General features: G+C 66.6%; 30 protein-coding genes. 3 read left to right on the top strand and 27 right to left on the bottom strand.

The genetic code is table 11. From position 1 onward, the window contains the following. Positions 1-8: 8 nt before the first annotated feature. Positions 9-1,610 (bottom strand): bifunctional UDP-sugar hydrolase/5'-nucleotidase, encoded by a 1,602-nt coding sequence (locus tag FIU66_RS05480; RefSeq protein WP_167621761.1) that lies wholly within the window; start codon positions 1,608-1,610, stop codon positions 9-11. Between the two features lie 117 nt (positions 1,611-1,727). On the opposite strand from FIU66_RS05480, the gene FIU66_RS05475 reads away from it, so the two are divergent. Both FIU66_RS05475 and FIU66_RS05470 read left to right on the top strand, forming a co-directional pair. Next, entirely contained in the window at positions 1,728-2,063 is a 336-nt protein-coding gene (locus FIU66_RS05475; protein WP_167621760.1) for a DUF952 domain-containing protein, read from the top strand. Further along, a complete protein-coding gene (locus FIU66_RS05470; RefSeq protein ID WP_167621759.1) occupies positions 2,060-3,124 on the top strand; it encodes a quinone-dependent dihydroorotate dehydrogenase in 1,065 nt (354 codons plus the stop codon). Before FIU66_RS05475 ends, FIU66_RS05470 begins: the two co-directional genes overlap by 4 nt. Here the strand turns inward: FIU66_RS05470 and cysE are convergent. From cysE to nth, 24 genes are all read right to left on the bottom strand, one after another. Then, positions 3,115-3,945, bottom strand: a complete 831-nt coding sequence (cysE, locus tag FIU66_RS05465) for a serine O-acetyltransferase (protein ID WP_167621758.1) — start codon at positions 3,943-3,945, stop codon at positions 3,115-3,117. The genes FIU66_RS05470 and cysE overlap by 10 nt on opposite strands. A gap of 66 nt (positions 3,946-4,011) precedes the next feature. Continuing rightward, positions 4,012-4,722 (bottom strand): DUF2793 domain-containing protein, encoded by a 711-nt coding sequence (locus tag FIU66_RS05460; protein WP_167621757.1) that lies wholly within the window; start codon positions 4,720-4,722, stop codon positions 4,012-4,014. Continuing rightward, positions 4,712-8,596, bottom strand: a complete 3,885-nt coding sequence (locus FIU66_RS05455) for a glycoside hydrolase/phage tail family protein (protein WP_167621756.1) — start codon at positions 8,594-8,596, stop codon at positions 4,712-4,714. The genes FIU66_RS05460 and FIU66_RS05455 overlap by 11 nt, the downstream gene beginning before the upstream one ends. 22 nt (positions 8,597-8,618) lie before the next feature. Further along, positions 8,619-9,047 (bottom strand): NlpC/P60 family protein, encoded by a 429-nt coding sequence (locus FIU66_RS05450; RefSeq protein WP_167621755.1) that lies wholly within the window; start codon positions 9,045-9,047, stop codon positions 8,619-8,621. After that, complete coding sequence (locus tag FIU66_RS05445) at positions 9,040-9,873, bottom strand: DUF2163 domain-containing protein (RefSeq protein WP_167621754.1); 834 nt, start codon at positions 9,871-9,873, stop codon at positions 9,040-9,042. The genes FIU66_RS05450 and FIU66_RS05445 overlap by 8 nt, the downstream gene beginning before the upstream one ends. Continuing rightward, entirely contained in the window at positions 9,870-10,502 is a 633-nt protein-coding gene (locus FIU66_RS05440; RefSeq protein ID WP_167621753.1) for a DUF2460 domain-containing protein, read from the bottom strand. The genes FIU66_RS05445 and FIU66_RS05440 overlap by 4 nt, the downstream gene beginning before the upstream one ends. Before the next feature lie 13 nt (positions 10,503-10,515). Beyond that, the gene (locus FIU66_RS05435) at positions 10,516-11,103 is read right to left on the bottom strand and encodes a phage tail tape measure protein (protein ID WP_370528956.1); all 588 of its coding nucleotides are present in this window, start codon (positions 11,101-11,103) and stop codon (positions 10,516-10,518) included. 81 nt (positions 11,104-11,184) lie between these two features. Next, complete coding sequence (locus tag FIU66_RS05430) at positions 11,185-11,388, bottom strand: rcc01693 family protein (protein ID WP_167621751.1); 204 nt, start codon at positions 11,386-11,388, stop codon at positions 11,185-11,187. After that, positions 11,385-11,699 carry a gene transfer agent family protein gene (locus FIU66_RS05425; RefSeq protein WP_167621750.1) on the bottom strand — a complete coding sequence of 105 codons (315 nt, stop codon included), beginning with the start codon at positions 11,697-11,699 and terminating at the stop codon, positions 11,385-11,387. Before FIU66_RS05425 ends, FIU66_RS05430 begins: the two co-directional genes overlap by 4 nt. Then, the gene (locus FIU66_RS05420; protein WP_167621749.1) at positions 11,696-12,112 is read right to left on the bottom strand and encodes a phage major tail protein, TP901-1 family; all 417 of its coding nucleotides are present in this window, start codon (positions 12,110-12,112) and stop codon (positions 11,696-11,698) included. The genes FIU66_RS05425 and FIU66_RS05420 overlap by 4 nt, the downstream gene beginning before the upstream one ends. Before the next feature lie 12 nt (positions 12,113-12,124). Then, a complete protein-coding gene (locus FIU66_RS05415) occupies positions 12,125-12,544 on the bottom strand; it encodes a DUF3168 domain-containing protein (protein ID WP_167621748.1) in 420 nt (139 codons plus the stop codon). After that, on the bottom strand, positions 12,541-12,879 hold the full coding sequence (locus tag FIU66_RS05410) for a head-tail adaptor protein (RefSeq protein ID WP_167621747.1): 339 nt from the start codon (positions 12,877-12,879) through the stop codon (positions 12,541-12,543). Before FIU66_RS05410 ends, FIU66_RS05415 begins: the two co-directional genes overlap by 4 nt. After that, positions 12,876-13,493, bottom strand: coding sequence for a hypothetical protein (locus FIU66_RS05405; protein WP_167621746.1), 618 nt, complete (start codon positions 13,491-13,493; stop codon positions 12,876-12,878). Before FIU66_RS05405 ends, FIU66_RS05410 begins: the two co-directional genes overlap by 4 nt. A gap of 191 nt (positions 13,494-13,684) precedes the next feature. Then, positions 13,685-14,848, bottom strand: a complete 1,164-nt coding sequence (locus tag FIU66_RS05400; RefSeq protein WP_167621745.1) for a phage major capsid protein — start codon at positions 14,846-14,848, stop codon at positions 13,685-13,687. 113 nt (positions 14,849-14,961) lie between these two features. Further along, entirely contained in the window at positions 14,962-15,489 is a 528-nt protein-coding gene (locus FIU66_RS05395; protein WP_167621744.1) for an HK97 family phage prohead protease, read from the bottom strand. A 3-nt stretch (positions 15,490-15,492) separates the two neighbouring features. Further along, positions 15,493-15,726, bottom strand: a complete 234-nt coding sequence (locus FIU66_RS05390) for a hypothetical protein (protein ID WP_167621743.1) — start codon at positions 15,724-15,726, stop codon at positions 15,493-15,495. Positions 15,727-15,730: 4 nt separating this feature from the next. Next, positions 15,731-16,915, bottom strand: coding sequence for a phage portal protein (locus FIU66_RS05385; protein WP_201281090.1), 1,185 nt, complete (start codon positions 16,913-16,915; stop codon positions 15,731-15,733). 101 nt (positions 16,916-17,016) lie between these two features. Beyond that, complete coding sequence (locus tag FIU66_RS05380) at positions 17,017-18,357, bottom strand: DNA-packaging protein (protein WP_167621742.1); 1,341 nt, start codon at positions 18,355-18,357, stop codon at positions 17,017-17,019. Beyond that, positions 18,308-18,727 carry a permease gene (locus FIU66_RS05375; protein ID WP_167621741.1) on the bottom strand — a complete coding sequence of 140 codons (420 nt, stop codon included), beginning with the start codon at positions 18,725-18,727 and terminating at the stop codon, positions 18,308-18,310. The genes FIU66_RS05380 and FIU66_RS05375 overlap by 50 nt, the downstream gene beginning before the upstream one ends. Before the next feature lie 281 nt (positions 18,728-19,008). Then, on the bottom strand, positions 19,009-19,452 hold the full coding sequence (locus FIU66_RS05370) for a hypothetical protein (protein ID WP_167621740.1): 444 nt from the start codon (positions 19,450-19,452) through the stop codon (positions 19,009-19,011). A gap of 119 nt (positions 19,453-19,571) precedes the next feature. After that, a complete protein-coding gene (gene mltG, locus FIU66_RS05365; RefSeq protein WP_167621739.1) occupies positions 19,572-20,756 on the bottom strand; it encodes an endolytic transglycosylase MltG in 1,185 nt (394 codons plus the stop codon). Beyond that, positions 20,753-22,015, bottom strand: a complete 1,263-nt coding sequence (gene fabF / locus FIU66_RS05360) for a beta-ketoacyl-ACP synthase II (RefSeq protein WP_167621738.1) — start codon at positions 22,013-22,015, stop codon at positions 20,753-20,755. Before fabF ends, mltG begins: the two co-directional genes overlap by 4 nt. A gap of 163 nt (positions 22,016-22,178) precedes the next feature. Continuing rightward, complete coding sequence (locus tag FIU66_RS05355) at positions 22,179-23,192, bottom strand: adenosine kinase (protein ID WP_167621737.1); 1,014 nt, start codon at positions 23,190-23,192, stop codon at positions 22,179-22,181. Continuing rightward, positions 23,189-23,851 carry an endonuclease III gene (gene nth / locus FIU66_RS05350; protein ID WP_167621736.1) on the bottom strand — a complete coding sequence of 221 codons (663 nt, stop codon included), beginning with the start codon at positions 23,849-23,851 and terminating at the stop codon, positions 23,189-23,191. The genes FIU66_RS05355 and nth overlap by 4 nt, the downstream gene beginning before the upstream one ends. A 194-nt stretch (positions 23,852-24,045) precedes the next feature. Here nth and FIU66_RS05345 point away from each other — a divergent pair, with 194 nt between their 5' ends. Further along, a complete protein-coding gene (locus FIU66_RS05345; RefSeq protein WP_167621735.1) occupies positions 24,046-24,711 on the top strand; it encodes an OmpA family protein in 666 nt (221 codons plus the stop codon). A 99-nt stretch (positions 24,712-24,810) separates the two neighbouring features. On the opposite strand, the gene FIU66_RS05340 is transcribed toward FIU66_RS05345, so the two are convergent. Further along, positions 24,811-25,374 (bottom strand): F0F1 ATP synthase subunit B, encoded by a 564-nt coding sequence (locus FIU66_RS05340; protein WP_167621734.1) that lies wholly within the window; start codon positions 25,372-25,374, stop codon positions 24,811-24,813. After that, complete coding sequence (locus FIU66_RS05335) at positions 25,371-25,964, bottom strand: F0F1 ATP synthase subunit B' (protein ID WP_167621733.1); 594 nt, start codon at positions 25,962-25,964, stop codon at positions 25,371-25,373. Before FIU66_RS05335 ends, FIU66_RS05340 begins: the two co-directional genes overlap by 4 nt. Positions 25,965-25,989: the final 25 nt, after the last annotated feature.

Here is a 25,989-nt window from a genome sequence, read left to right as displayed (position 1 = left end):
CTTCCTGCTCACTTGACGGTAATGCGCCCATCAAGTGCAGGTTCGTATGCGCCGTCTTGGGCACCCAGATAGCCGGCGACGACCTCGGCCAGGTCAGGCCCGAAGTCATAAGCATTCTGGGCGTTCGTCGCGAACACGTCATATCCGTCGCCGCCCGAACGCATGTAGTTGTTCGACACGACGCCGTAGGTGGCCGCCGGATCGATTGGCTGCCACTCGCCATCGGCCATCACCATCACGTCGCTGATGCGGCTGCCCGCCTCGGCAGCGGGATCGACGGTGTATTTCAGGCCCGATACCTGCGCAAAGCGACCTGCCGCTTCCTCGTATTGGCTGGCCCCGTTCTCAAGCGCGGCGATGACGTCAGCACCCTTCAGCTGGAAGGTTGCCAGCGTGTTCTGGAACGGAAGGACGGTATAAACTTCGCCCATCGTCACCGGCCCCTGATCGATCGAGGCGCGCAGGCCGCCGCCATTGGCGATGGCGATGGTGACGCCCTGGTCCTTTACGCGGTCCAGCATGGCATCGGCCACCAAGTTGCCCATCTCGCATTCGCGGGCGCGGCAGCTGTTGCGGTCCCCGTCGATGGGGGCCGAGGTTTCGGCCACGACCTGTTGGCGCAGTTCCTCGATGGGGGCGGCCATTTCCTTGACGCGAGCCGCGATGGCCTCATCCTCGGGGACCGAGTTGTCCAGCAGGATCGGCTGGCCTTCGGCCTTGATCAGCTTGCCTTCGTCATCAAAGGTCAGCGTAAGATGGCCCAGATATTTCGAATAGGCATAGGCAGTTGCAACCGGAACCTCGGTCCCGTCCGGCCCGGCGATCATTGTGGGATAGGGACCTTCGGCATCCTCCATGTCACCAAGAAGCGTATGGGAATGCCCGCCGATGATCGCGTCCAGACCCGGCACCTCGCGGGCGAAGTCCTGGTCGCGCAGATAGCCGACATGAGTCAGGGCGATGATCTTGTTCACGCCTTGGTCGGTCAGTTCCTGCACATCGGCCTTCAGGCTCTCGATGTCGTCCTGGAAGATCACGTTGGGGCCGGGCGAGGCGGTTTCCGGCGTGTCCATTGCAAGGGCCGAGACGATGCCAATCTTCTCGCCGCCGATGTCCAACGTGAGGACATCGTCCACCTTGCCGTTGAGCACATTAGACTGCGACAAGTCGAGGTTGCCGGACAGGACCGGGAAATCCGCCCCATCCGCAAGGATCGCCAGCCCCTCGGGACCGTCGTCGAATTCGTGGTTGCCGACCGCCATCGCGTCATAACCGATTGCGGTCATGAACTCGACCACGTCCTTGCCCTTGTAGGTCGTATAGAACAGCGACCCCTGGTACTGGTCGCCCGCATCCAGGACGATCACGTTGCCGCCCTCGGCGGTGATCCTGTCGCGCAGTTCCTTGACCTTGGCCGCGACCCGGGCCACGCCGCCAAAGCACTCGCCAGCGGCGATGGCCTCGGCATCGCAGGTGCTGTCAAAGGCGTTGATCGCCTCGATCCGGCTGTGCAGGTCGTTGGTGTGCAGGATATGCAGCACCGTTTCGGCCTGCGCTGCACCCGCGAACAGTGCCGCTACCGAAACGGCGGTCAGAAAACGACAAGACATCGGTGATTCCTTTCTTCCCCGGGGTCGGACGAGGGGAAGATTGGCCGAAGCTTCCGCAGGGGTCAAATGACGATGCCGCCGCTTGACCCGGAACCCGGTCCCGCTGCAAATGCGCGCATGATGATCTACAAGGTTCTCCGCCCGGCGGAATGGGACGATCTGCAAGCCGCCGGTGCGACGGCGGGCGCGCCGGTCGATTTGGCCGACGGCTTCGTGCATTTTTCGACCGCCACGCAGCTTGGCACGACGCTCTCCAAGCACTTCGCGTGCGAGGGCGATCTAATGCTGCTGGCCTGCGATGCTTCAGCTTTTGGCGACGATCTTCGCTGGGAACCGTCGCGCGGCGGCGACCTGTTCCCGCATCTTTACCGCCAGCTTGCCATGCAGGAGATCACTTGGTGGCGGATCATCCGCCGTGGTGCGAACGGGCATGAGACGGGACTACTGGAATGAAACTAGTCGAGAGATTTGGTCTGGCCGCCCTGCATCGCCTGGATCCCGAACGCGCGCATGACCTGTCGATCCGTGCGCTTTCGGCGGGACTTGTGCCCCTGCCGGGGCAGCCGGTGACCTCGGAAAGGCTGCGGACGAGGCTGGCGGGACTTGAACTGGCCAATCCGATCGGGCTGGCCGCCGGGTATGACAAGAATGGTAAGGCCGTTGCGCCCCTGATGCGCGCAGGTTTCGGCTTCATCGAACTGGGCGCCGCGACCCCGCGTCCCCAGCCCGGCAACCCCCGGCCGCGCCTGTTCCGCCTGACGCCGGACGGGGCGATCATCAATCGCTTCGGCTTCAACAACGATGGCGCGCAGGCGGTCGCCGCCCGGCTGGCCGGGCGACCCCGGGGCATTCCCGTGGGACTGAACATCGGGGCGAACAAGGACAGCGCGGACCGGGCGGCAGATTTCGCGGCCGTTGTGGACGTCGCCGGAGCCTCGGCCGATTTCCTGACCGTCAACGTGTCATCGCCGAATACCGAGCGGCTGCGCGACCTTCAGGGGGCCGATGCCCTGACTGCCCTTCTGCGCGGCGTCGTCGAGGCGCGGGACAGGTTGCCGTCTCACCGTCCGGTCTTCCTGAAGATCGCGCCAGACCTGTCCGACGCCGAGATTGGCGACATTGCCAAGGTCGCAAGCGACTGCCGCGTTGACGGCATCATCGCGACGAACACGACCCTCTCGCGCGAAGGACTTGCCGGTCCCCATGCGGGCCAAGCCGGCGGATTGTCCGGCCGCCCGCTGTTCGAACGCTCGACCATCGTCCTGGCAAAGCTGTACCGCGCCACGGATGCCACCGTGCCGATCATCGGGGTCGGGGGGGTATCCTCGGTGGATGACGCGTGGGAGAAGATCCGCGCCGGCGCCAGCGCCGTCCAAATCTACTCCGCCCTCATCTACCAGGGCTTCTCGCTGGTGGGCAGGATCGCGAGGGGCCTTGATGAACGCCTGCGCGAAACGGGAACGACGTTGGACGGCCTGCGCGGCACTGGCGCGGCCGATTGGGCTCAGAGATAATCTTCCCCCAGGCCCAGCAACTGGTTCATGCTCTGCGACGGTTCGGGGCAGCCCGCGTCGCCGATTACACGGGCAGGAACCCCGGCAACGGTCTTGCATGACGGAACCTCGTGCAGCACGACGGAACCCGCCGCAATGCGCGAATGGTGACCGACGCGGATATTGCCAAGTACTTTCGCGCCTGCTCCGATCATCACGCCGTCCCCGATCTTCGGATGACGATCCCCGTCTTCCTTGCCTGTCCCGCCAAGGGTAACGGAATGCAGCATCGACACGTCATTGCCGACAGTCGCTGTTTCCCCGATCACGATGGAATGGGCATGGTCGATCATCACCCCGGTTCCAATGATTGCCGCCGGATGGATGTCCACGCCAAAGCATTCCGAACAGCGCATCTGGACGAAATAGGCCATGTCGCATCGCCCCTGCTGCCACAGCCAATGCGCCATGCGATAGGCCTGCAAGGCTTGGAACCCCTTGAAGAACAGGATCGGCTGAAGCAACCGATGTGTGGCCGGGTCGCGGTCATAGACCGCCATCAGATCGGCGCGCGCGGCATCCCCCAGTTCGGGCGAAGTCCGGTAAGCCTGGTCCGCGATCTCGCGCAGGATCTGCTCGCTCATCTCGCCGCTGGCGAGCTTGAGCGAAAAGCGATAGGCCAAGGCGCCTTCCAGGCTGTGGTGATGCAAAAGGCCCGCATGGATCAGCGCGCCCAGCAACGGCTCGTCCTGAACCGCCGACCGGGCCTCGTCCCGCAGCTGCGACCAAATCGCGTCGCGATCCAGTCCCAGGTTCTTGTTGCCGCTGCTTTGCATGTTCATGTCACAGATCCAGATCAGTCTCGGGATCTTCTTAGCGCGAATGGTCGGCAGGTGAAAGGATGCCGCTCAGTCCGGCAGGCGAAGCTGCAGCCAATGGACGGCCAGCTTGACCTTGCCGCCGGTGAAGCCGCCCCCCTCGCCGGTCATCAGCAGGTTCGCGCTGTCATAATAGGTCATCGGCGCGCCCAGCATCCCGCGTGCCCAGGATCCGGCCCCTTTGCCAAGGCCCTGGCCAAAGCGGTTCGTCGAATCAGCCGTGCCAAGCCGCCAGGTCGCCAGGGTCCCGGTCAGCGCCTGCGTGACACGCGCCACGGCCCCGATGACCATGGAGCCGGCGGGAATGGCGATCCCGGTGTTGAAGCTTGCGCCTGTTGCGACCGTCACCTCGCCCTCGGCCATGCCGAAGGAAAGGCCCGACCCCATCGGGCCAAAGCTGGCCGCGCCCATGAACCAACCCTGCCCGTCAAAGATCGCCTCGACCCCGCGATCAGCCACAAAGGCCCGCATCCCGCGAGCCGGGGCGACGTAAACCCAGCCGCCGTTCGATCCGACTGCAATTCGCCCCCCCTTGCCGGACCAGGCGCCGGTCGCCCCTTGCGGCACCCACCAGCATTGGCCATCGATCACGGCCGCTGGCGGTGACGCGACAACCGTGCTTTCCAGAACCGCATTGGTCAGGCCATCAAGGCGCATCAGCGCCTCGTTCACCGTGACATGCTTCTGGGCCTGTGCAGGCTGAAGCAAAGGCAACTGAAGGCGCATGGTTTCATTGGTCATTGAAAATCCTCCTGGCAAAGGGGCCGGGCCCGAACTGGTCGGACAGCTGCGCTACGGCCACAGTGAAAGTGCCACCCGCAAGGGCATCGGCCCAAACCTGCTCGGGCAGTGTATAGTCGGGCCGCCCGACCTCGGCCTCGTGCCGGATGATGCCGCCTTGCAGGATGCGGATCCGGTAACGCTCCTGAACCTCGCCCAGAGGGATATCGGCCCCGTCCCAGCCGTCGCCATCGATGCGGCTGCGCCGGATCCAGCTGACCACCCGACCGTCGAGCCGCAGGTGACAGGGCGCATAAGGCCTCAACCCGATGCCCCGCACCCGCGTCGTCTTCGCGCGATAGCTGGGATCGTCGAAGGGCCGACGCGCAGGTCCGATCCGCCAGAAGCGGTCTTGCCCCCTAGCCGATGGCGGCAGGGTCACCTGCTGCGCGGCTCCGTCGAGCAAGACGACGATGCTGCCTTCCGGCCAGACGTCCGGCATGGTTCCGTCCGTCCCAGCCTGGCCACGCAACCTGTCGCTGATCTCCCACAGGTTTCTCTCGACCGGGACGGCCTTGGCGAACTGGATGACTTCCCAATTCTCCAGCGATCCGTCGCCGATGGCCAAGGCGTTTCCTCCTGCCAGCAAAGCCTTCAGACCGACCGACCGCAGGGCGCCGTCCTTCAGGCGGATGCGCAAGGGCTCTCCTCGGTCAAGTACGCCAGCGCGGGCACGACGCAGAACCGTTTCGGTCCGGCCGATAAAGGCGCGGCGCCGCAAGGTGGTGTTCAGTTCGAACCCTCCCTCGTCCTCGACCGAGGAATAGGCGACGACCGATCCCGGCCAAGGCTTTGCCGTTGCCGCCAGATAGGGGGCATGGGGCTGCTCATCCCCTTTCAGAAGCGGAAGGTCCAGGAACAGCGACCAGACCGGCAGCGGTGGACTGTAGCGCGTGACAATGGCGTCATCCTCGTTCGCAGCGGACTGGCGATAGACCCCGGGCTCGACACGGACGGCATCAACCGTAATGGCGCCCGCCCTTTCCGCCCGATCGATCCGCCACCGCTTCGGTTCGGCCCGGCCGTCATCCATCAGGACAACGTCGCCGGGCCCAAGATCGGCCTGGGACGGCGGCAGGACGAAGCGCGCCGTGTCACGCGACACGACTGACTCGGCCAACCAGCGCTCGGCGATGGCACGGCCTTCAGCCCGGGTCAGCGACATCGGAAACTCGCTGTCGCTGACGGTTTCTCCCCGGGCGTCGGCCAGGCTGGCTTCGGCTGTGGCAGCGGCATAATCGCCGCCCGATTCGACATGCGTCAGCCGAAGCCGCCCCGACAATTCCGCCTGCGCGGCCCGGACGGTTTCAAGACCGCGAACCTCGTCTGCAACCGCCAGATGCTCGCGCCCCAAGGCACGCTTCACCGTCCCGTCGCGCGGGATGAAGCACAGGCAGCCGTCGCGTTCGACCGCATCAATGCCATGCGCCAGCAGGATCGGTTGCAGCGCGGCCCGGCCGGTTTCACCCCCGTTGACATGGAAGCCGCGAACAACGCCGGTGACGGCGCTTACGTCGAAGTTGGAAACGCCTGCCTCACGGCAGATATCTGCTATGACCGCGGCCAGCATGACCGATCCGGCCCGCCCGTTCAGCCAGTGACCCCTCTGCCAGGCCGGACCGTCCGACCAAAGGTCGGGCCTGCCCGGAAAGGCCGGATAAGGACGTGCGTCCCAGCACCAGACATGCGCCCGGTCCAGCACAACCATCCGGCCGCCAGCCGCCCGTGCGGGATTGTTGGCGGGCTTGGACCAGTAAGAGGTCACCGCCTGGATGTAGGCCGCCTGGATCGCATCGTCCCGCTGCCCATTGGAGTAATGGGGCAGCGTGCTTTCCGAACTCATTGCGTCCAGGAACTTGTTCGGCTGGTTCGTGGCCTTGTCCAATGCGGCGCAGCCATATTCGGTGAACCAGATCGGCTTCGACCCAGGCACCCACCCCGTCGCTTCGCGAGAGCGGACGCCTTTCGGACGGTTATAATGCAGGTTCTGCCACCACCCGGCCAGGTCCTTGTAGCGCCAGACCCAGGCCTCGTCATAGCCGCCGTCGGTAATCGGCGTCCTGATCTGCGCGTCCCGATCCGCATCGCTGGCGTAATACCAGTCATAGCCCTCGCCGCCGCAGACGTTCCCCGCCAGGTATTCGGGGTTGCTGATGCGACCCCACTTCGCGTCCAGATGATCCTCTCCGTCGCGCCAGTCGGACAGCGGCATGTAGTTGTCGATGCCGATGAAATCGATGTCCGGATGCGACCAAAGCGGATCGAGGTGGAAGAACAGCTCTCCGCCGCCGGGGTGGTGGCCAAAGTACTCGGACCAGTCGGCGGCATAGCCGATCTTGACCGAAGGCCCCAGGATCGCGCGCACATCTTCGGCCAGGCGGCACAGTTGCTGAACGGCAGGATAGCTGTTCCCTGCGCCCCGGATCTGGGTCATGCCAACCATTTCGGACCCGATCAGGAAGGCGTCGATGCCTCCAGCCGCCGCACAAAGATGGGCGTAATGCAGGATGAAGCGGCGATAGGACCACTGATCGGGGCCATGATACGAGACCTTGTCACCCTCTCGCCGGAAGTCGCTGATCGCCGCCGTTCCGAAGAACGCCTCTACCTCCGCCTGGGCAGCGGCCGTCCCGTCGACGGATCCAGGCTGACCCGGCGCACGCGACGTGGTGACCCGGCCGCGCCAGGGCATGACCGGCTGTTCTTGCGCGCCATAGGGATCGGCCAGGCCATTGCCCGCCAGTTGCTCCATCAGGATGAAAGGATAGAACACCGCCTTGCGCCCCGATGCGGCGATGGACCGCAAGGCCTCGACGACCGATAGGTCAGCAGGCGTCCCGCCATAGATCGGCCGGTCGTTCACCCGCGCGACCTGGGCTGCGGCCTGTCGGTCGATCCCGGCGACGGACCAGGGCATCTCGGACCCGTCGATCTCCTTCTGCTCGACCTTCGGCTGGACCGTGCAGCGGTTGATCCGCAAGTCGCTTCCGAACCAGGACACAACAAGCGACACCGAACCGACATTGGGCAGTTCGCGCCCCAGGATGTTCATCGAGGCCGTGAAGTCCGTGCCGCCCATCGGCGTGTTGACGTTCGTCGTGCGCAACTCGCCCAGGCCCAGGTCCTGATTGACCGCGGTGGTGGCCAAGGAATACTCGCCGGTGCCCGGAATCAGCGCGACCGCCCGCACATCGCGGCACAGACCGCTTCCGTCCTGCGCAGGCGACGTGACCTCAAAACTTAGCTGCGGCATGCGGTTGCCCCAAGCCTCGAGGTTCAGGTCTTCCAGCACGACATAGGCCAGCCCGCGATAGGCCGGCGCCATATCGCCCTCATGCGCTTCGACTGCAGGGTCAGGGCGCTGATCCTCGTCGCCGTTGTAGACGCGCATGTTCAGGTCATCGGCCGAGATTTCCTCACCATCCGCCCAGACGCGGCCGACCCCCAGGATCCGGCCCTCGCACAGTGCAAGGGCCACTGACAGGCGATAGCTGATCTGGGTGACGGTGGACCGCGGCGTTCCCTTGCCACCGCCCGCGTCCTCGGACCGCGCGATCTCCTCAAGCGGCGAGGTCCAGATGACGTGCCCCGGCAGCCGCATCTGGCCCCAGATGCGAGGAATGGGCGCACCCTCGCCCGCAGTCTGCAGGCGCAGCCGGTCGATCCGGCCGGTTTCAACGGCCTTCGAGCCGCTGCCCAGCAGCCGCTGGTCGATGACCCGCCCAACGGTCGCACCAACCGCGCGGCCGATCACGGCACCCGACAGGCCCAGAACCGCGCCGCCGAAGCTTCCGCCAATCGACGCGCCTACGGCGGACAGCACGATGGTCGCCATGATGGCCTCCTAAGGTCAGAATTCAGGGAAAACGGAACCGGCCAGCGATCCGGTTCTGCCAGGGCGTCGTCAACGGGCTGTCGATGACGCCATGGGCGTTATAGGCATGGATGAACCTCGGCGCCTCGCCCGCCTCGCACAGGATGCCAAGGTGCTTGGCAACCGCTCCGGCGCGCATCCGGAACAGCAGCACGTCCCCAGGCCGCATCGCATCTTCGCGCGCCACGGGAACAAGATGGCGCAGCGCGGCCTCCATCAGGACTTCATGTGCGCCGCCCTCGCCCCAATCAGGCGTATAGGGTGGCGGCGCCTCCGGTTCGGCGCCGTATCGTTCACGCCAGATGCCGCGGATCAGGCCCAGGCAGTCGCAAGCGACGCCCTTGGTGCTGGCCTGGTGCTGATAGGGCGTGCCGATCCACCCGCGCGCGAAGCGGACCACATCCTCAACCACGACGATACCCCGCTTGCGGCGCCATGATCCAATCCTCGGACGGAAGATGCGGAAAGCCGCGAAAGTTGACAAAATTGTCGAACTTCTCGCGGCAAGTCGCGGCACGCTTGTCGCAGCCCGCCACAAGCCGCACCCGGTCCGCTGCCGCCGGCGTGATGCTCAGGCCCTGCCACAACTCGATCTCGCGCAGCCCGCCCGGCAATGCTGTATCGTTCTTGATCGTGGCTCTCAGCCCCTCGGCTTCGCCGCTCAGGACATTCAGGCTGCCCCTTTCGAACCAGCCGGCCTCGTATACCGGAAAATTGGCAAAGCGCAGGATGCGCCCGTCCTCGATGGTTGTGATCCGGGCCTCGGCCACGAATGTCTCACCCGTCAGCGCCAGCTTGCAGCGGCCGTCGCCCAAACGGGCCGAGCAGCGCGGATGGAAAACACGCCCGCGCGCCATGTTCAGCGGCTCGGACAGACCGCGAAGTTCGGCGCGGAAGGCGCCCTGCGAGCGAGCAATCTCGCCCAGGCTGCCGGCGAAGACTAGGCGGCGGCGGGCGACATCTTCCCAGTCGACCTCCCACATCTTGACCTCGGCACCATCCCACCGGCCTGCAAGGACATCTTTCTCCGTGATGGCATCATCAGACAGCGCGCCTTCGGCCTCGGAATTGTCGACCGACAGTCCCGTCGCCTGAACCAGGGCGCGGGCCGACATGCCGTGATCGGGCCGGAAGGTTATCCCGCCAAAGGTCAGCGCGGCGTCATGATCGGTAAATCCCAGAACCATCTCGTCGCCACGGCGCACCATCCAGGCGCGTGCGATTGTCGTGACCGTCATACCCGCACCTCGATCACCGGGATCGCAGGCATCTCGCCTGCCTGGAAGGACGCAACCGAGACGGCGATCCGGTCGGTATCGAAGCGGACAGGAACGTCGAATTCATAGCCGGCTGTTACCTCGGCTCCTGGATCGGGGGCGTCGCTGAAGGTGATCAGCCCCTTGGCGTGATCGACCTGATAGTGGGCGCCGGGGAACACTTCGCTGCCACCGATTCCCGCGCGGACGCTGTCCTTGACCGGCTTGTTGATCGGCCGGGTATAGTGGCCAGGTCCGGATGAATAGGTCTTGGTCAGCTGAAAGACTTTCGTCACGCCGTCACCCTTCGCAATGACCTGATCGCTGAAGGACGGCGCACGCGACGGAAGGCAGCTTTTGTAGTCGGACCAATCCTTCCAGCGGAACCCATGCAGCTGCCCCGCCCGCGCCTCGAAGAATGCAACCAAGGCCGACAGGTCGTCCAGCGACCGCAGGCCCATCCCGGCGTCATAGCGGCGCCGTGCATGGGCCCACGGCGTGTTGCGTTCCTCGAACCCGCTGGCAAGCGCGACGATCTCGGTCCGCCGTTCCGGCCCGCCCACCGATCCGAAGGACAGGTTTGCGGGAAATCTTACCTCGTGAAATGCCATTGCCGTCCCTGTTTCAGCTGTTGCGTTCGCCGCGGGCCAGAACCCGGCCCAGTTGCGCCGCGATCTGCGACTGGCTGCGTTGGAAGCCCGCGACATCGGGGGTCGAGACGTTGACCGTCACGTTGACCGCCCGCGACCCGCCACCTGCGGCCGCCACGCCCAGCCGACCGTCCGCGCCGCGGCGCAGCGGCATGATCGCCTCGGGGCCAGCCTCGCCCATCAGGCCGGTGGCGCCGCGCATCGGGAAATGCGTAGGCTGGCTGACGACCCCGCCCTTGGCAAAGGGCATGACGCGCCCCTGCACGAAGGCCCCGCCATCGGCGAAGGGCACCGCGCCCGACAGCATTCCCCCGATCCCCTGGGCCAACGAACCGGCAAGCGCATTCTCGACCGGCTTCATCGCCATGGAAAAGACCGTGTCCGAGATCGACCGCCCGATGCCCTTCAGCGCGTCCGACAGCTTCTCGCCGTCGAAGATCAGGTTGTCGAAGGCCCGTCGCAGCCCCCCCTCGATGCCGGAACTGAGCGAGCCGACCTCGCGGGCAGTGACCGTCATGGATTGCCGCAGCCGCTCCAATTCTGCCTCGAATGCGGCAGTCATGCGGCTGGTCTGGCCGAAGCCTTGGTCAAGCTCGTCCAATGTCGTGGTGAAACCGTCCTTGTTGGCCATAAGCCTTGCCCCTTATCCAGAAGTGTCACGCGGGCGGTCGGGAAAGCGCGCGGCCAGTTCCGCCAGCCGGTCGCGTGTCATGGCGGGCGGCCCCGCCTCGACGCCCAGCATCAGCGCCAGTTCGGCAGGGGTCAGCGCCCAGAACTGGTCCGGGCGCAGCCCCAGCCCGCGCATCCCGGCCCGCATCAGGCCGGGCCAGTCCAGGCCCCCGCTCATGCCGCGATCCGGAACGCCCGCGCCAGAAGCTCGGCCGCGGCACGGCCCGCCGCGACCGGACCGCCGCCGATCTCGACAGTGAGAAGGTCCGCCGCCGCGCCGCGCCAGCCGCCGCCGCGAAGGCCCGCCACCAGCACCGCCAGCACGTCGCGGCTGCTGAAGCGGCCTGCCTCGAAGCGCGCGGCAATGGCCATCAGACTGTCTGCGCCCAGGTCGTGTTCCAGTTCGGCCAAGGCGCCCAATGTCAGCCGTGCGACATAAGGCGTGCCGTCCAGCACAACCTCGACCTCACCGCGCAACGGGTTCGTCATGGCAGCGCCACGAAGGCCAAGGCCCCGGCCGAGGCCATCGTCACCTCATATGTCGCCTCGCCGTTATAGCTGCCGGCATATTCCAGCGCAGTGATCTGGAACGGGCCTTCCACCGTGCCGAAGTCCGGGATCACCACCTGGAAGCGCGGCACTTCTCCGTCAAAGAAGATCTGGCGCGCCCGCCCGTCGGTATTGGCGTCGCGGAAAACGCCCGATCCCGAGATTGATGCGCTGCGGACCCCGGCCCCGCCCAGAAGCTCGCGCCAGCCGCCTTCGCTTTCCAGGCTGGTCACATCGACCGTCTCGGCGTTGAACGACAGGCGCGAGGCGCGCAGCCCGGCAATCGTCTCGAACGCCCCGTCGCCGGTCATGTCCATCTTGATCAGAAGATCGCGTCCATTCTGTGCCGCCATTGGCTCTACTCCTCAGCCCAGATCTATCCGCGCCCGGAAGGTCAGATCGACCCGCCGCGCAGCACCGTTTTCCACCCGACGCGCCCTTGCGCGTTGGAACCACAAACCCGTCAGCCGCCCCCGGCTCAGCGCCAGGGGGGCCTGGTCCAAGGCATCGGCCACCGCCACGGCTGCCGCCTTGACCGCCGCAAAGCCCGCGCCGAGGTCCGCGCCCGACAGGACCGACACGACGAAATCGTGCTGCGACGCCGCCGCCGTCATGTCCCCGGCATCCCGCACATCCTCGGGACCAAGCGAGACAAAGACGCCCGAAGGCGCATCGACAGGCATCGCGTCGAAGATCGCATCGCCTACCAGGTCGCTCAGCGCCGCATCGGCGCGCAGATGCTGATACACCGCCCCCTGCAGGGCGACGCTTGCTGCATAACTCATGCCTGGGCCTCCTCTCGGGCAAAGCAGGTCAGCCAATGGCCCGCCCCATCACGCTCGGCCACGGCCTCGATGACGAACAGGCGCTGTCCCATCCGCATCCTCTGGCCAGCCGCAGGACGCCGAGGATCGCCTGCCCTGGCGCCCCGTACCGTGATCCGCCAGGACACCACGCTTTCCGGTGCGACCTCGGCCCCGCGTTCCTGGCCGGCGCCGGCCTTCATCTCGGCCCACAGGGTTCCCATCCGCTGCCAGACGGTGCGATAGCCGCCCATTCCGTCCCCCTGGCGAACCGAGCCTTCCAGTTCCAGCCGGACATTCAGGTTCGGCACGCTCATCGCCGCGCCTCGCGGCTGCCGCGCCCGGCCAGCGTCCGGACCTGACGCCAGCGCTCGATCAGCGCGCTGACCCCGAAGGGCATCCCGCCCTTCGTGCCGTCATGTCCGCGATCCTCGTAATAACGCGCGGCCAGCATCAGAACCGCCTGCGCCAGATCCGCCGGAACCTGCGACCAGCTATCGCCGAAGCCCGCGACAAAGGTCACGCTGACTGTCCCACGCCGGGGAACATGCGGCAGGATCACCCCGGTCGGCAGGATCATCGGCCGCTGCCCGTGCGGCAGAAGGCGCCAGTTCTCCTGCGGAACCTCAGTCACTGTGCCCATGCCGTCGTCGATCTCGACCTTCTCGACCTGCGTCACGGGCGCCAGGGGCAGCGTCTGGCCCAGCCGGTCGCGCCAGTCGTCCAGTTGCATCGTGAAGCGCCGCGTCAGCAGGACCTTTCCGGTCCGCGCCTCGATCGTCGCGATCGCGGCCCGCAGGAACCCTGCCAGGGCCATGTCTTCCGCCGTGTCGTCTGCAATCTCGAACCCTGTTCCAAGCCGCAGATGCTCGCGCAGCGCCGCGACAGGCAGCGCCTCGGCTGCCGGCGCCGTTTCCTCGATCAGCATCATCTCGCGAACCTCCCGTCCTGCTGTCCGCTTGTCATCCACCGGGACAAGGCCGCCCTTGGGCCTTGCCGTCGCATCAAGTCGGGAAAGACCGCGCCCGCGCGCCGGCCATAAGCGCGCGCGGACAGTTGCAAAGCCGGAATGGCCAGCGACCCGCGCGCGGTCTTTCCCTCACCTGGTCCCGCGATCCGGGATCAGGCGAACTGCAGCAGCTTGATGGCGCGGAAATCCGTCACGCCGCCGCCGACGCGCTTGGTCGCGTAGAACAGCACATGCGGCTTGGCGCTGAACGGGTCACGCAGGACGCGCAGGTCGGGACGTTCGACAATCGTATAGGCGGCGCGGAAGTCGCCAAAGGCGACGGCCTTGGCGTCCGTCCCGATGTCGGGCATGTCCTCGCTGATCAGGACAGGATAGCCCAGCAGCTGCGGGGTCTGCCCTGCGGCAAGCGCATCGGTCCACAGGAAGCGCCCGTCGGCATCCTTCATCTTGCGGATGGCGGCGGCGGTCTTCGAGTTCATGACGAAGCTGGCATTGACCCGATATTCGGCCCCCAGGGCATAGATCAGGTCGATCAGCGCATCCGCAGGGGCCCCCGTGTCGAACCCGCCCATCGTGCCGGTCTCGATCACGCCGATCTTGCCATCTCCTGCCGAGGCGTTGGGCGCGGTCGGATAGGCCATGATCCCCTTGGGCTTGGCCACGCCGTCGCCGGTGATGAAGGCCGCGGCTTCGGACCGGGCAAACTTGTCGGCGATACGCTCGGCCAGCCAGGCCTCGACATCGAAAGCCGCGTCGTCCAGCAGACGCTGGCTGGCCTTGGGCATGGCCGAAAGCTCGTGCAGCGGGATCGAGATGCGCTCGATCTGGCCGGATGCCGTCTCGGGCGCACCGGTTTCGGTGGCCCAGCCCGCGGCGGTCTCGCCCTTCTCGACCAGCACCTCATAGCTGGCGGATTCGATCGTCACCACGTTTGCCAACTTGCGCAGCGACGCACCCGACCGCAGCACGTTCTGCACCGTTTCCGCAACCTGCGGCGCCGCCAGGAAGCCGCCGTCGCTGGCAACCGTCAGGCCCTTCTCCTCGATGACAAGGCCGCGCAGGCCGTCATCGTCGCCGCTGCGAAGATAGGCGTTGAACGCCTTCTGGTGGGGCACCTCGACCTCGGCGGTGGCGGACAGAGGGGTGCGGCCACGGATGGCGGTCTTGCGATCAAGCATGTTCATGCGCTCTTCCTGTGCAGTGAATTTCTTCTGAATGTCATCACGAAAGCCTTTGAGTTCGCTGACGAACCCAAGCATGGCCCCCTTCAGGTCGGCAGCCGTGCCGCCACCCTCCGCGGCTTTCACCTCGGTCATGATCTTCTCCTCATCACGATGATCGGGGTCGCCGCCCGTTCTGGCCGCCCCTGCCTTCGGACCGCCTTGGCAGTCCAAACCCTGGGATGCGTGCCTGCACGCACCCGCCGATCTCAATTCCGCAAGGCTTCCGCTGCCGCCGTGAACAGCGCCGCCACCTCGCGCAGGTCGTCCGCCTCCTTGCGACCGACCTTGGCCTCGGGCAGCATCGGGAAGGTGACCAGGGACACCTCCCACAACTCGACCTCGGCCAGCACCCGGCGACCTTGCTTGTCACGTTCAGCGCGGATCGTGCGATAGCCGATCGACAACCCGTCGATGGCCCCCGCCTGGATCAGTGCCGCGGCTTCGCGGGCCTGGGCCACCTCGGGCAGAAGCCTGCCCTTGACCCACAGGCCCTTCTCGTCCTCGCGGATCTCGTCCCAGACGCCAATGGGCTTGGCGGGGTCGTGCTGCCACAACATCCGCACCTTGTCGCCCTTGGCCGCCAGCCGCGCCAGCGACGCCTGGAACGCCCCGGGCGCCACCGCGTCGCCGCCCTGGTCGGTCAGGCCAAACAGGCTGGCATAGCCTTCGATCACCTGCCCGTCCGACAGCACGGGCGCACCGCCCGCGAATTTCACCTCAAGTCCCGGAACCATCCATCAGCCTCCTTTGGGCGCAAATTCCAGAATGCCCTGCACCGCCTGCGTCAGGATCACCGCGACGACGCCATAGACGGTCATCCACAGCCGCCGCTCCAGCCCCTCGATCAGCGCCTCGATCCGCTCCAGCCGCTTCTCCATGGTGCCGAACTGCAGCGCCATGATCCGCTCCTGGACCTCGAACCGCTGGTCATGCCAGCCAAAGCCGTCCTTGACGAAACGCGACCCTTCCATAAGGTCACGCCCCGGCCAGGGGCGGCAGGCCCAGAAGCGCCCGCTTTTCCGCATCCGTCAGGAACAGCGCCTCGCCGATCCGCTTCCATTGCTGGTCGCGCTCCTCGGCAAGCGCCGGGATGCGGTCGGGGTCGGGGCGCAGATCGACCTCGGCACCCAGATGCTCGGACAGCCACCAGGCAACAGATGCCGCGACCCGCGTGGCCAGCGGCAGCACCGTCAACCGATAGAACGCCCGGTGCGCCTCGGCATAATTGGCATAGGTCGCGTCGCCGGGGATCCCCAGCAGCATCGGCGGCACGCCGAAGGCCAAGGCGATCTCCCGCGCCGCCGACAGCTTGGTCTCGTGAAACTCCATGTCGCTGGGGCTGAACCCCATCGGCTTCCAGTCGAGTCCGCCTTCCAGCAGCATCGGGCGGCCCGCGTTGCGCGCGCCCTGGTGGTTCATCTCGATTTCACTTACCAGCCGGTCGTATTGCTCGGGCGACAGGACGCCCTGCCCGTCAACGCCCTTGTAGACAATGGCCCCGGAAGGCCGCGCCGCATTGTCCAGCAGCGCCTTGGACCAGGCCGACGCGCTGTTATGCACATCCAGCGCCACCGCCGCCGCCTGCATGGGCGACAGACCGTAATGGTCATCCTGAGGGTGGAAGGACTTGATATGGCAGATCGGATCGGGACTTCCGGTCATGTCAAAACGATGCTTGCGCCCTCCGACCGAATAGTCATAGGCCACGGGCCAACCATCCGCGCCGGGAACGATGCTCATCCGGTCCGACCGCAGGACGTGCAGTTCCTCGGGCAGACCCTGCGCCCCAAGTCCCGCAGCCTCGACATAGCCGTTGCCCGACAGCAGCATCTGCCCGAACAGCGCCTCGAACAGTTCCGCCCGGCCCTGCCCCGGATTGGGTCGCCGCAGCAGATCCAGCACCGGATGCACGTCATAGCGCCGCTCGCGATCCTCGCAGACCAAAGGCACCGCCGCCGCCGCCTCGGCGATCAGCTTGACGCAGCGAAAGCCTACCGGATTGCCGACAAAGCCGCCGCGCGTCAGGCTGGCCGTGTCGCGCGACGACCAGACGGTCCTGCCGCCGCTGGCAAAGGCCACGACCCGGCCCGTCGCACTGGCCTTTCTTTCCGGCACGGGGGCCTGCTTCTCCTCCCGCGAAAACAATCGAAACGCCATCATTTGCCTCCTTGCCAACGAAAAAGGGCCGCCAGACGGCGGCCCTTTCATCTTGGTCCAAATATCCCGCAGGGGTCTGGGGGCGCGAGGCCCCCAGCCTTGCCTCACAGCCGCCGCATCTGCGGCCGCCGCCAGCTTGCCCCCGGCTCGATCACCAGTTCGTGGATCGCCCAGACCAACGCATCCAGCCGGTCAGGCGACCCGCGCCCCTCAAAGCCGCGCACCGTCATCTGGCACATCTGATCCTCCAGCGCGCCCAGCCCGCGCAGGTGCTTGACCCGCCCCTGCTCGTACAGCGCTGCCACAGGCTCGGCCCGCAGCCCCTTGCCCCGGCCCGCCCGCAAGGCGCGGAACGGGACCAGGGGATCCACCTGCCGGATCACGCTTTCCACTAGGTCACCGCCCTGGTTCACCTCGGCCACCAGTCGCTCGGCGCCGTGGCGGTCCATCGCGGCAATGGCGGCCCGCGCCCAATCCAGCGGCCCGCCCTTCACCGTGGCATCCTCCAGCACATAGGCGGTCCAGCTTCCCGGCTCGCCCTCGGCCACGACACCCGCGACCACGATCCCGCATTCGTCGCTGGCCTTGCCCGCCGTCACCGCCGGATCGACCGCCACGACCACGCGCGACAGCTTCGGCGCGCGTTCCACCCGGGCGCCTTCCAGCATCGCCGTGGTCCACAGCGCGCCCTCGACATCGTCCAGCAGCACCCCGTCCAGCTCCTGCCGCCCCAGCCGCGTCCCGCCATAGCGTGACGCCACCTCGGCCAGAAAGCTCTCCGCCAGATAGGCGCGGTTCGCATCCGTGGGCGCATGGGTCGTGACCGTCGAGGCGTTACCCAGGATCCGCTTCAGCACGCCCACATTTCGCGGGGTGGTGGTCACGACCTGCTGGGGATGCTCGCCCAGCCGCAGCGCGAATTGCAGCATGTCCCAGACATCCTCGGACTTCTTCCACTTGGCAAGCTCGTCCGCCCAGGCCGCGTCGAACTGCGGCCCGCGCAGCGCCTCGGGCTCATGCGCGGAATAAACCGTGGCGGTCGCGCCATTGGCCCACACCAGCCGCCTGCGCCCGGCTTCCCAGACGGGCCGCCGGTCGGGGGGCGAACAGGCAAGGATCCCGCTTTCGCCGAACACCATCACCTCGCGCACCTGGTCAAAGGTTTCGCCCACCAGCGCCACGCGATGGCATTTCCCCGGTGCGGCGGCGGTCGGCCCCTCGACCATCCGCCGCACCCATTCGGACCCGGCACGGGTCTTGCCCGCGCCGCGCCCGCCCATGATCACCCAGGTCTTCCAGTCACCCTCGGGGGGCAACTGGTGCGGCAGGGCCCAGAACTCGAACAGCCAGGGCAGCGCCATCAGTGCGTTCTCCGACAGCCCGCCCAGGAATGCGTCAACGTCCTCCGGCGCTGCGGAGGCAAGCCAGGCGGCGCCCGATCTCATCTCGTGCCTGGCCAAGGTCGAGGCTTCCGCACCCGACCCCTCCGGCGATATCCTTGCGTAACTTGTCAACCCTGTTCCTTTCCGCCATGAGAAGGCCGACCGCCTCGCGGACGACCTTCGCGGTTTGCATGGCTTCCTTCAGCTCGGCCGGGTCCACGGCCCCGCTCTGCCGGGCCTCCAATGCGGCCTCGTGACGCTTGAGATCCTTGACATAGGACCAGAACAACCCTTCAGCGACGGCGATGGCCTCATGTGGATCCATCGCTGCCTCCGCACTCGCAACCGGCTTCACGCCCCCCCGCGGCAGGGCTTCCCCGGCCGCGAACGGTCCTTCGGGATCAGCGATCCCGCGCCATTCCATATCGTTCATGCAAACTGTCCCGCCTCGTGTCCTGTCCGCACGAGCCGAAAACTGAAAAAGCGGCCCTAGAGGTCGCCCCCCGGCCGCTTGCCCACTTTTCCCAGCATGTAAATGTTCTACTTCAGGGCGTTCGGTAAGTCAATCGCTAAACCCAAGGGCGCACGCAACAGGGACGTTTAACGATCCCGAACAAAGGGTTGACCGATGCAACACCCCCTGCAACACCTCGACATCAGGCCCCGTCGTCTGGCCCAACGAAGGGGCGGGATCGGTGCAACAGGATTCGCCTCTCAGGCGTCGCGGCTGCCTTTTCCCTTGCTCTTGCCCCGGGCTTCCGTGGCGGCGGCGATGGCATTGGCGGCCTCGTCCTGCATCTTCTGGGCAAAGCCCACCATCTGCGCGGCATAGGCCTCGGCCCATTCCGGCAGGTTGCCCGATTTCATCGCAGCGGCGCGCATCTCCTCGCCCTTTTCGCGCATCTTCTGGAACTGGTCTTCCCATGCGGATTGCATCGCCTGCCACTGGTTGCGGACATTCTCGCCCGCTTCCTCGAAGTAGCCGCGCATCTGCCGGTTCATCTCGTCCTGGCGCTGCATGGCCGTTTCCTGCCACTTGCGGGCGCTGTTCATCATCTCGTCATTGCGCGAGGTCATCTCGTCCTGCCATTCCGCCACGCGCTTTTCATAGGTGCGGGCATTCTCCGCCAGGGTCGAGAACATGTCGGACAGTTTCATGGCACAATCTCCTGAAAGGCGACGGCCGGCGCGGGATCACGCCATGGAAAAAGCCCGCCCCTTGCGATCAGCCTGCGCAAGGGGACGGGCTTTGTCAAACCCTTTGAACGGCTTGCGACTCAGCCGTCGCCCTGGACCGGGCTGGTCACGTCGCCGCCTTGCTGGCGCTCGATCTCGCGCCAGCGGGCCACGGCCGCATTATGCTCGGCCAGGGTCCGAGAGAAGGTGTGCCCGCCCGTCCCGTCGGCCACGAAGAACAGGTAATCGGTCGTGTCCGGGTTCAGCGCCGCCCTGATCGCGGCCCGGCCCGGATTGGCGATCGGAGTGGGCGGCAGCCCGTCGACGCGATAGGTGTTATAGGGCGTCGTCGCGGCCAGTTCCGACCGCCGCAGCCCCCGGTCCAGCACCCCTTCGCCATTGGTGATGCCATAGATCACCGTCGGGTCGGTTTCCAGCCGCATCCCCTGTTCCAGCCGGTTGACGAAGACGCTGGCGACCTGCGGACGCTCATCCGCCACGCCCGTCTCCTTCTCGACGATCGAGGCCATGATCAGCGCCTCCTCGGGCGTCTCATAGGGCAGGCCGAAGGGCCGCGCCTCCCATTCGGCGGCAAGGATCGCGGATTGCCGCTGCGCCATCTCGGCCAGCAGCGCGCTGCGGCTGGCGCCCTTCTCGACCTCATAGGTGTCGGGGGCCAGGCTGCCCTCGGCCGGCACTTCCTCGACCTCACCGGTCATGAAGGTCGCGGCCTTAAGCGCCTCGACCACCTGCCAGCTTGTCACCCCCTCGGCCATCGCGACGCGCAGCCGCGCACCGGGCTTGTCGACAGCGGCGATGATTGCCTCGGGGGCGGTCTCGGTGGCGGGGTTGAAGCGCGCCATCTCCTCGAAGGCGCCGGTATCGGGGTTCATGTCGCGCAGCAGCACGGTGTTTTCCCGCACGCCCACGCGCACGATCACCTCGGTCCCGCAGGTGGAAGGCCCGCCCGCCGTGATGACGCCGACGATCTCCTCCATGCTGGCGCCCGGCGGCACCAGATAGCTGCCGAACTTCAGGTCGCGCGCTTTGTCCATGTAATCGGCGCCTGCGCGGAAGACATAGGAATTGCTGATCGCCCCCTGCTCGGCCAGTTGCTGGCTGACGGCGTTCAGGCTAGCGCCCGGCGTCACCTGCACGCATTGCGCCACCGCACTTGGCCCCGGCCCGGTGAACTGGTGCTTGCCCCAGGCCACCGCCGCCGCCGCCGCGATCAAAAGCACGATCAGCAGCGTCAGGAAGTTCGAGGCGATGTTGCGCCAGATCATTCCTTGACCGCCCGCAGCACAAGGCTGGCATTGGTGCCGCCAAAGCCGAAGCTGTTGGACAAGGCCACATCCACCTTGCGCCGAACGGCCGCGTTGGCAGCCAGGTCAAGCCTCGGCTGGACCGCCGGATTGTCCAGGTTGATGGTTGGCGGGCAGATGCCGTCGCGGATCGCCAGCACGCAGAAGATCGCCTCGACCGCGCCGGCGGCTCCCAGCAGATGCCCGATGCTGGATTTCGTCGATGACATCACCACATTCGGCGCGTGATCGCCCAGCAGGCGTTCGACCGCGCCCAGTTCGATCGTGTCGGCCATCGTGCTGGTGCCGTGCGCGTTGATATAGTCGATGTCCGACGCCTCAAGCCCGGCATTCTTCAGTGCGTTCCGCATCGCCCGGAAGCCGCCGTCGCCATCCTCGCTGGGCGCCGTGATGTGATACGCGTCGCCCGACAGGCCATATCCCAGCACCTCGGCATAGATCTTCGCACCCCGCGCCTTTGCGTGCTCGTATTCCTCCAGCACCAGGCAACCCGCGCCCTCGCCCATGACAAAGCCGTCGCGGTCGACGTCGTAAGGGCGGCTGGCCGATTGCGGGTCGTTGTCGCGCTTGGTGGACAGGGCCTTGCAGGCGTTGAAACCCGCGATCCCGATCTCGCTGATGGGGCTTTCCGCGCCGCCCGCGACCATCACATCCGCATCGCCCAGCATGATCAGCCGCGCCGCATCGCCGATCGCATGCGCGCCCGTGGAACAGGCCGTCACCACCGCATGGTTCGGCCCCTTGTAGCCAAAGCGAATGGACACCTGCCCGGACACCAGGTTGATCAGCGCGCCGGGAATGAAGAAGGGTGATACCCGCTTCGGCCCGCGTTCCTTGATCAGCACCGCCGTTTCCGCGATCGAGGTCAGCCCGCCGATCCCCGACCCGATCATGACGCCGGTCCGTTCGCGATCCTCCTCGGTCTGCGGCTCCCAGCCGGAATCCTTCACCGCCTGCTCGGCCGCGGCCATGCCATACAGGATGAAGTCATCGACCTTGCGCCGATCCTTCGGCTCCATCCAGTCATCGGGGTTGAACGTTCCGTCGCTGCCGTCGCCGAAGGGGATTTCGCAGGCGTATTTCGTCACGACATCCTTTGGATCGAACCGCGTGATCCGCCCGGCGCCGGACTGCCCGGCCAGCAAACGCTCCCACGTCGCCTCGACACCGCAGGCCAGCGGCGTGACCATGCCCATTCCGGTGACTACAACCCTGCGCATCCGCGATGTCCTTCAAGCTGCAAATTCGTTGCGGCCCTGATACACGCGCCAGCAGATCCGCGCAACGCCGGGGCTTTCACACCGGCGCCATTCATCTTGGGAAAATATCCCACAGGGGGTCCGGGGGACGTGAAGTCCCCCGGCCGCCGCGGGACGCAAAGCCTCAGATCAGCCCCTCGGCCCGGAAATCCGCCCGCAGGTCACGCTCGGGGCGCGGGCCGACATGGCCGATCACCTCGGCCGCAGCAACGCAGCCCATCCGGCCCGCCACCGCCAGCGGCGCGCCAACGGCAAGGCCATACAACAGCCCCGCCGCGAACTGGTCCCCCGCGCCCGTCGCGTCGACCGGAACAAGGCGGTGGACGGGCGCCGTCACGCGCTCCCCGTCGCGGATCAGGATCGCATCCTCGCCCGACCGCGTGCAGATCACCGTGCCGCAATCGGCCTGGGCCAGCCGCAAGGCCTCCTCCAGATCCGTGACCTGATAAAGCGAAGTCCATTCGTGGACGTTCCCGATCACGTAATCCATCGGCCCTGCCACAAGCCGCCGGAAATCCTCGCGGTGACGGTCCACGCAGAACGGGTCCGACAGCGCGATCCCCGCCTGCCCGCCCGCATCGTGGCAGGATTTCGCGGCCTTCAGGAAAGCCTCTTTCCCCTTGGGCTTGTCGAAGAGGTATCCTTCCAGGAACAGCCAGCCGGCACCCTGGAAAACCGACGGGTTCACGTCCTCCGGCCCAAGTTCGGCCGAGATCCCCAGATAGGTGTTCATCGACCGCTCGCCGTCGGGCGTCACCAGGATGATGCTGCGGGACGTCGGCAACTGGTCCCCCACGACCGGCGGGTTGACGAAGACCGTCCCCGCTGCCTCGGTCTGCTCGGCATAGGACAGGCCCAGCGGATCGTCCGCAACGCGCCCGATGAAGGCCGTGCGCAGGCCCAGCATCCCGATCCCCGCCAGCGTGTTCGCGACCGACCCGCCCGGCACCAGCTTTGACTGCGCGCGCCCCGGCCCGTGATCGTCCGCCTGCGCGGCCATCAGGTATTCCGACCGCTCGCGCTCGATCAGCTGCATGATCCCCTTCTGCACGCCAAGCGCCGCCAGCCGGTCCTCGGCCACCGGCGAGATCACGTCCATCACCGCATTTCCGATGCCGATCACATAGGGGGTGGTCATGCGGTCTTCTCCTCGTATGGGCACAGGTCGTAGATGGGGCAGACCGCGCAGCGCGGGCGGCGGGCCTGGCAGATGTATCGGCCGTGCAGGATCAGCCAGTGATGGGCGTTGTCCTGGAACCGGGCGGGCACGTTGTCCTCGATGGCGCGCTCGACCTCGTCCACGTCGCGGCCGGGCGCGATGAGGGTGCGGTTGCCGACGCGGAAGATATGGGTATCGACCGCCTGCGCCGGATGGCCGAAGGCGCTGTTCAGCACCACATTCGCGGTCTTGCGGCCCACGCCGGGCAGGCGCATCAGGGCAGCGCGGCTGTCGGGCACGTCGCCGCCGAATTCCTCGACCAGGATGCGCGACAGGGCAATGACGTTCTTGGCCTTCTGGCGGAACAACCCGATGGTCTTGATATGCTCGGTCAGACCCTCGACCCCAAGATCCAGCATCTTCTGCGGCGTGTCGGCGATGGCGAACAGCCCGCGCGTGGCCTTGTTCACGCCCACATCGGTCGCCTGCGCCGACAGGGCGACGGCCACGACCAGCGTGAAGGGATTGGAAAACTCCAGCTCGGTCACCGGCTGCGGATTGGCGCTTGCCAGGCGCGAGAAGATCGCGACCTGCTGGGCAAAGGGCAAGGGCTGGGCAAGACGGCGGGGCTGGACCATGACGCCCCGCTTTTGACTGCGCCCGCCCGCCAATGCAAGCCCGCTGCAATGCAAGGCGATTGTCCCGCCGGTCCAGCAGCTTCCACGCAGCCGTGACTTTCCTTTCCGGCGGAACTGGGCCAGCTTCGGCGCGTTGAGCGGCAACCGAGAATCTGCCGCGATATCAATGTCGCAAGACCAGGAAAGGGAAACCCATGAACCTTCGCGTCACAACCATTCTTGCCGTGTCGGGCCTTGTCGCCCTCGGCGCCTGCGCGCCCACCGACGGCACCGGCATGGGTTCCGGCATGAGCCGCACCCAGCAGGGCGCGCTTGCAGGCGCTGCCGTGGGCGCCGTCTTGGGCGCGACGCGCGACAGCGACAGCAACAACGAAGGCCGGGACGCCGCGCGCGGCGCGATCCTGGGCGCGGCGGCGGGCGCCGTCGCGGGCAATATCCTGGACCGCCAGGCCCAGGCGCTGCAGCAGTCGCTGTCGAACCCGAACATCCAGGTCATCAACCGCGGCTCCTACCTGCAGGTCGTGATGCCCGAGGGGATCCTCTTCGCCACCGGCTCGGCTGCCGTCTCGGGCGCCGCGCAGAACGACCTTTACGCGGTCGCGCGCAACCTGAACCAGTATCCGAACAGCCGGGTCGAGGTCGTGGGCCATACCGACAACACTGGCAGCGCCGCATTGAACATGGACCTGTCGCAGCGCCGCGCGCAGTCGGTCGCGGGCATCCTGTCTGCCGCCGGCGTCTCGTCCTCGCGCTTGGTCGCGACGGGCGCGGGCTTCAACCAGCCGGTTGCCTCGAACGACACCGCCGCCGGCCGCGCGCAGAACCGCCGGGTCGAGATCCTGATCCGCCCGACCAACTGAACCGCCCAACGCCAAGGAAAAACCCCCGCCGCTTCACGCGACGGGGGCTTTTCTATCACTGTCCGATGATGTGGCCGCGTCCTTGAAGACGCGCCCCTGTCAGTTCAACCGGCGCGCCACTTCGTCGATGGCTTCGTCGATCCCGGCAGAACGCTGGCCCGCACCCACCTGCTGCGCCAGCAGCGCAGATGCCGCAGCAACGGCCGCCTGCACCGCGCGGTCGCGGACGGCCCGCACCGCGTCGTTTTCGGCACTGGCGATCTGGTCCTCGGCGGCCTTCAGGCGACGCTCGATCGACGACTTCAGGTCGGCCTTGGATTTTGCCGCTTGGGCTTCGGCCTCGCGCTTGGCATTGGCGACGATCTGGTCAGCCTGGGTCGCCACGTCGCGCTGACGGCGTTCATAGCTGGCATAGATCTCCTGCGCTTCCTCGCGCAGGCGCTTGGCCTCGTCCAGGTCGCGGCGGATGCCCGCGGCCCGCTGGTCCAGCAGGGCGCCGATCTTGGCCGGAACCTTGAAGTAGACCAGGACGCCGACAAAGACCAGGAACGCGATCAGAACGATGAAGTTCGTGTTCCGAAGCGAAAAGAACGACCCCGTGGCGGCGGCGGCAGGACCGGCAGCCAGGGCGGCGGCCGCAGCAATGACGGCAAGACGTTTCATTTCAAGGCCCCTTTCATGCGGCTGTCCACGGCCTGATCGACCGCAGCCTGATCGACGGTCCCGCCAAAGCTGCGGACCAGTTCGGCCGTGACGTCGCGGGCGACCTCACGGGCGTTGGCGTCGGCTGAATCGCGGATCTCGCGGATGCGCTTTTCCGATTCGGCGGTGCGCGCCGCGATCTCGGCATCTGCATGGGCGATGGCCGCGTCCAGTTCCTTCTGGATCTCGGCGCGGTTCGCCGCGACGATCTTGCCCGCCTCGGACCGGGCATCCGCCAGGGCCTTGTCATAGGCAGCCTCGGCTTCCTTGGCCTTCAGCTTGAATTCCTCGGCGGCCATCAGGTCGCCCGTCATCGCGCCCTGGCGGTCCGACAGGACCGAGCCGATGCGCGGAAGGGCGATCTTGGCCACGACCCAATACAGCACCAGCAAGGTGATGATGAGCCAGAAAATCTGGTTCGCGAAAGTCGTGACGTCCAGCTGGGGCAGGCCCGTCGCCGTCTCGACCTCGCCATGCGCGACGGAACTCGCCACGCTTTCGGTATGTTCGTCGGCCGCGATGGTGACGGCCTCTTGCAACAGGCTGATCATGTCCTACCCCTTGGCCTTGTCAGGT

The organism is Paracoccus sp. AK26, assembly GCF_011801365.1.
GTDB classification, from domain to species: domain Bacteria; phylum Pseudomonadota; class Alphaproteobacteria; order Rhodobacterales; family Rhodobacteraceae; genus Paracoccus; species Paracoccus aerius.
Note: the sequence above shows the minus strand (reverse complement) of the source record. Positions and strands in the feature narration are given on the sequence as shown.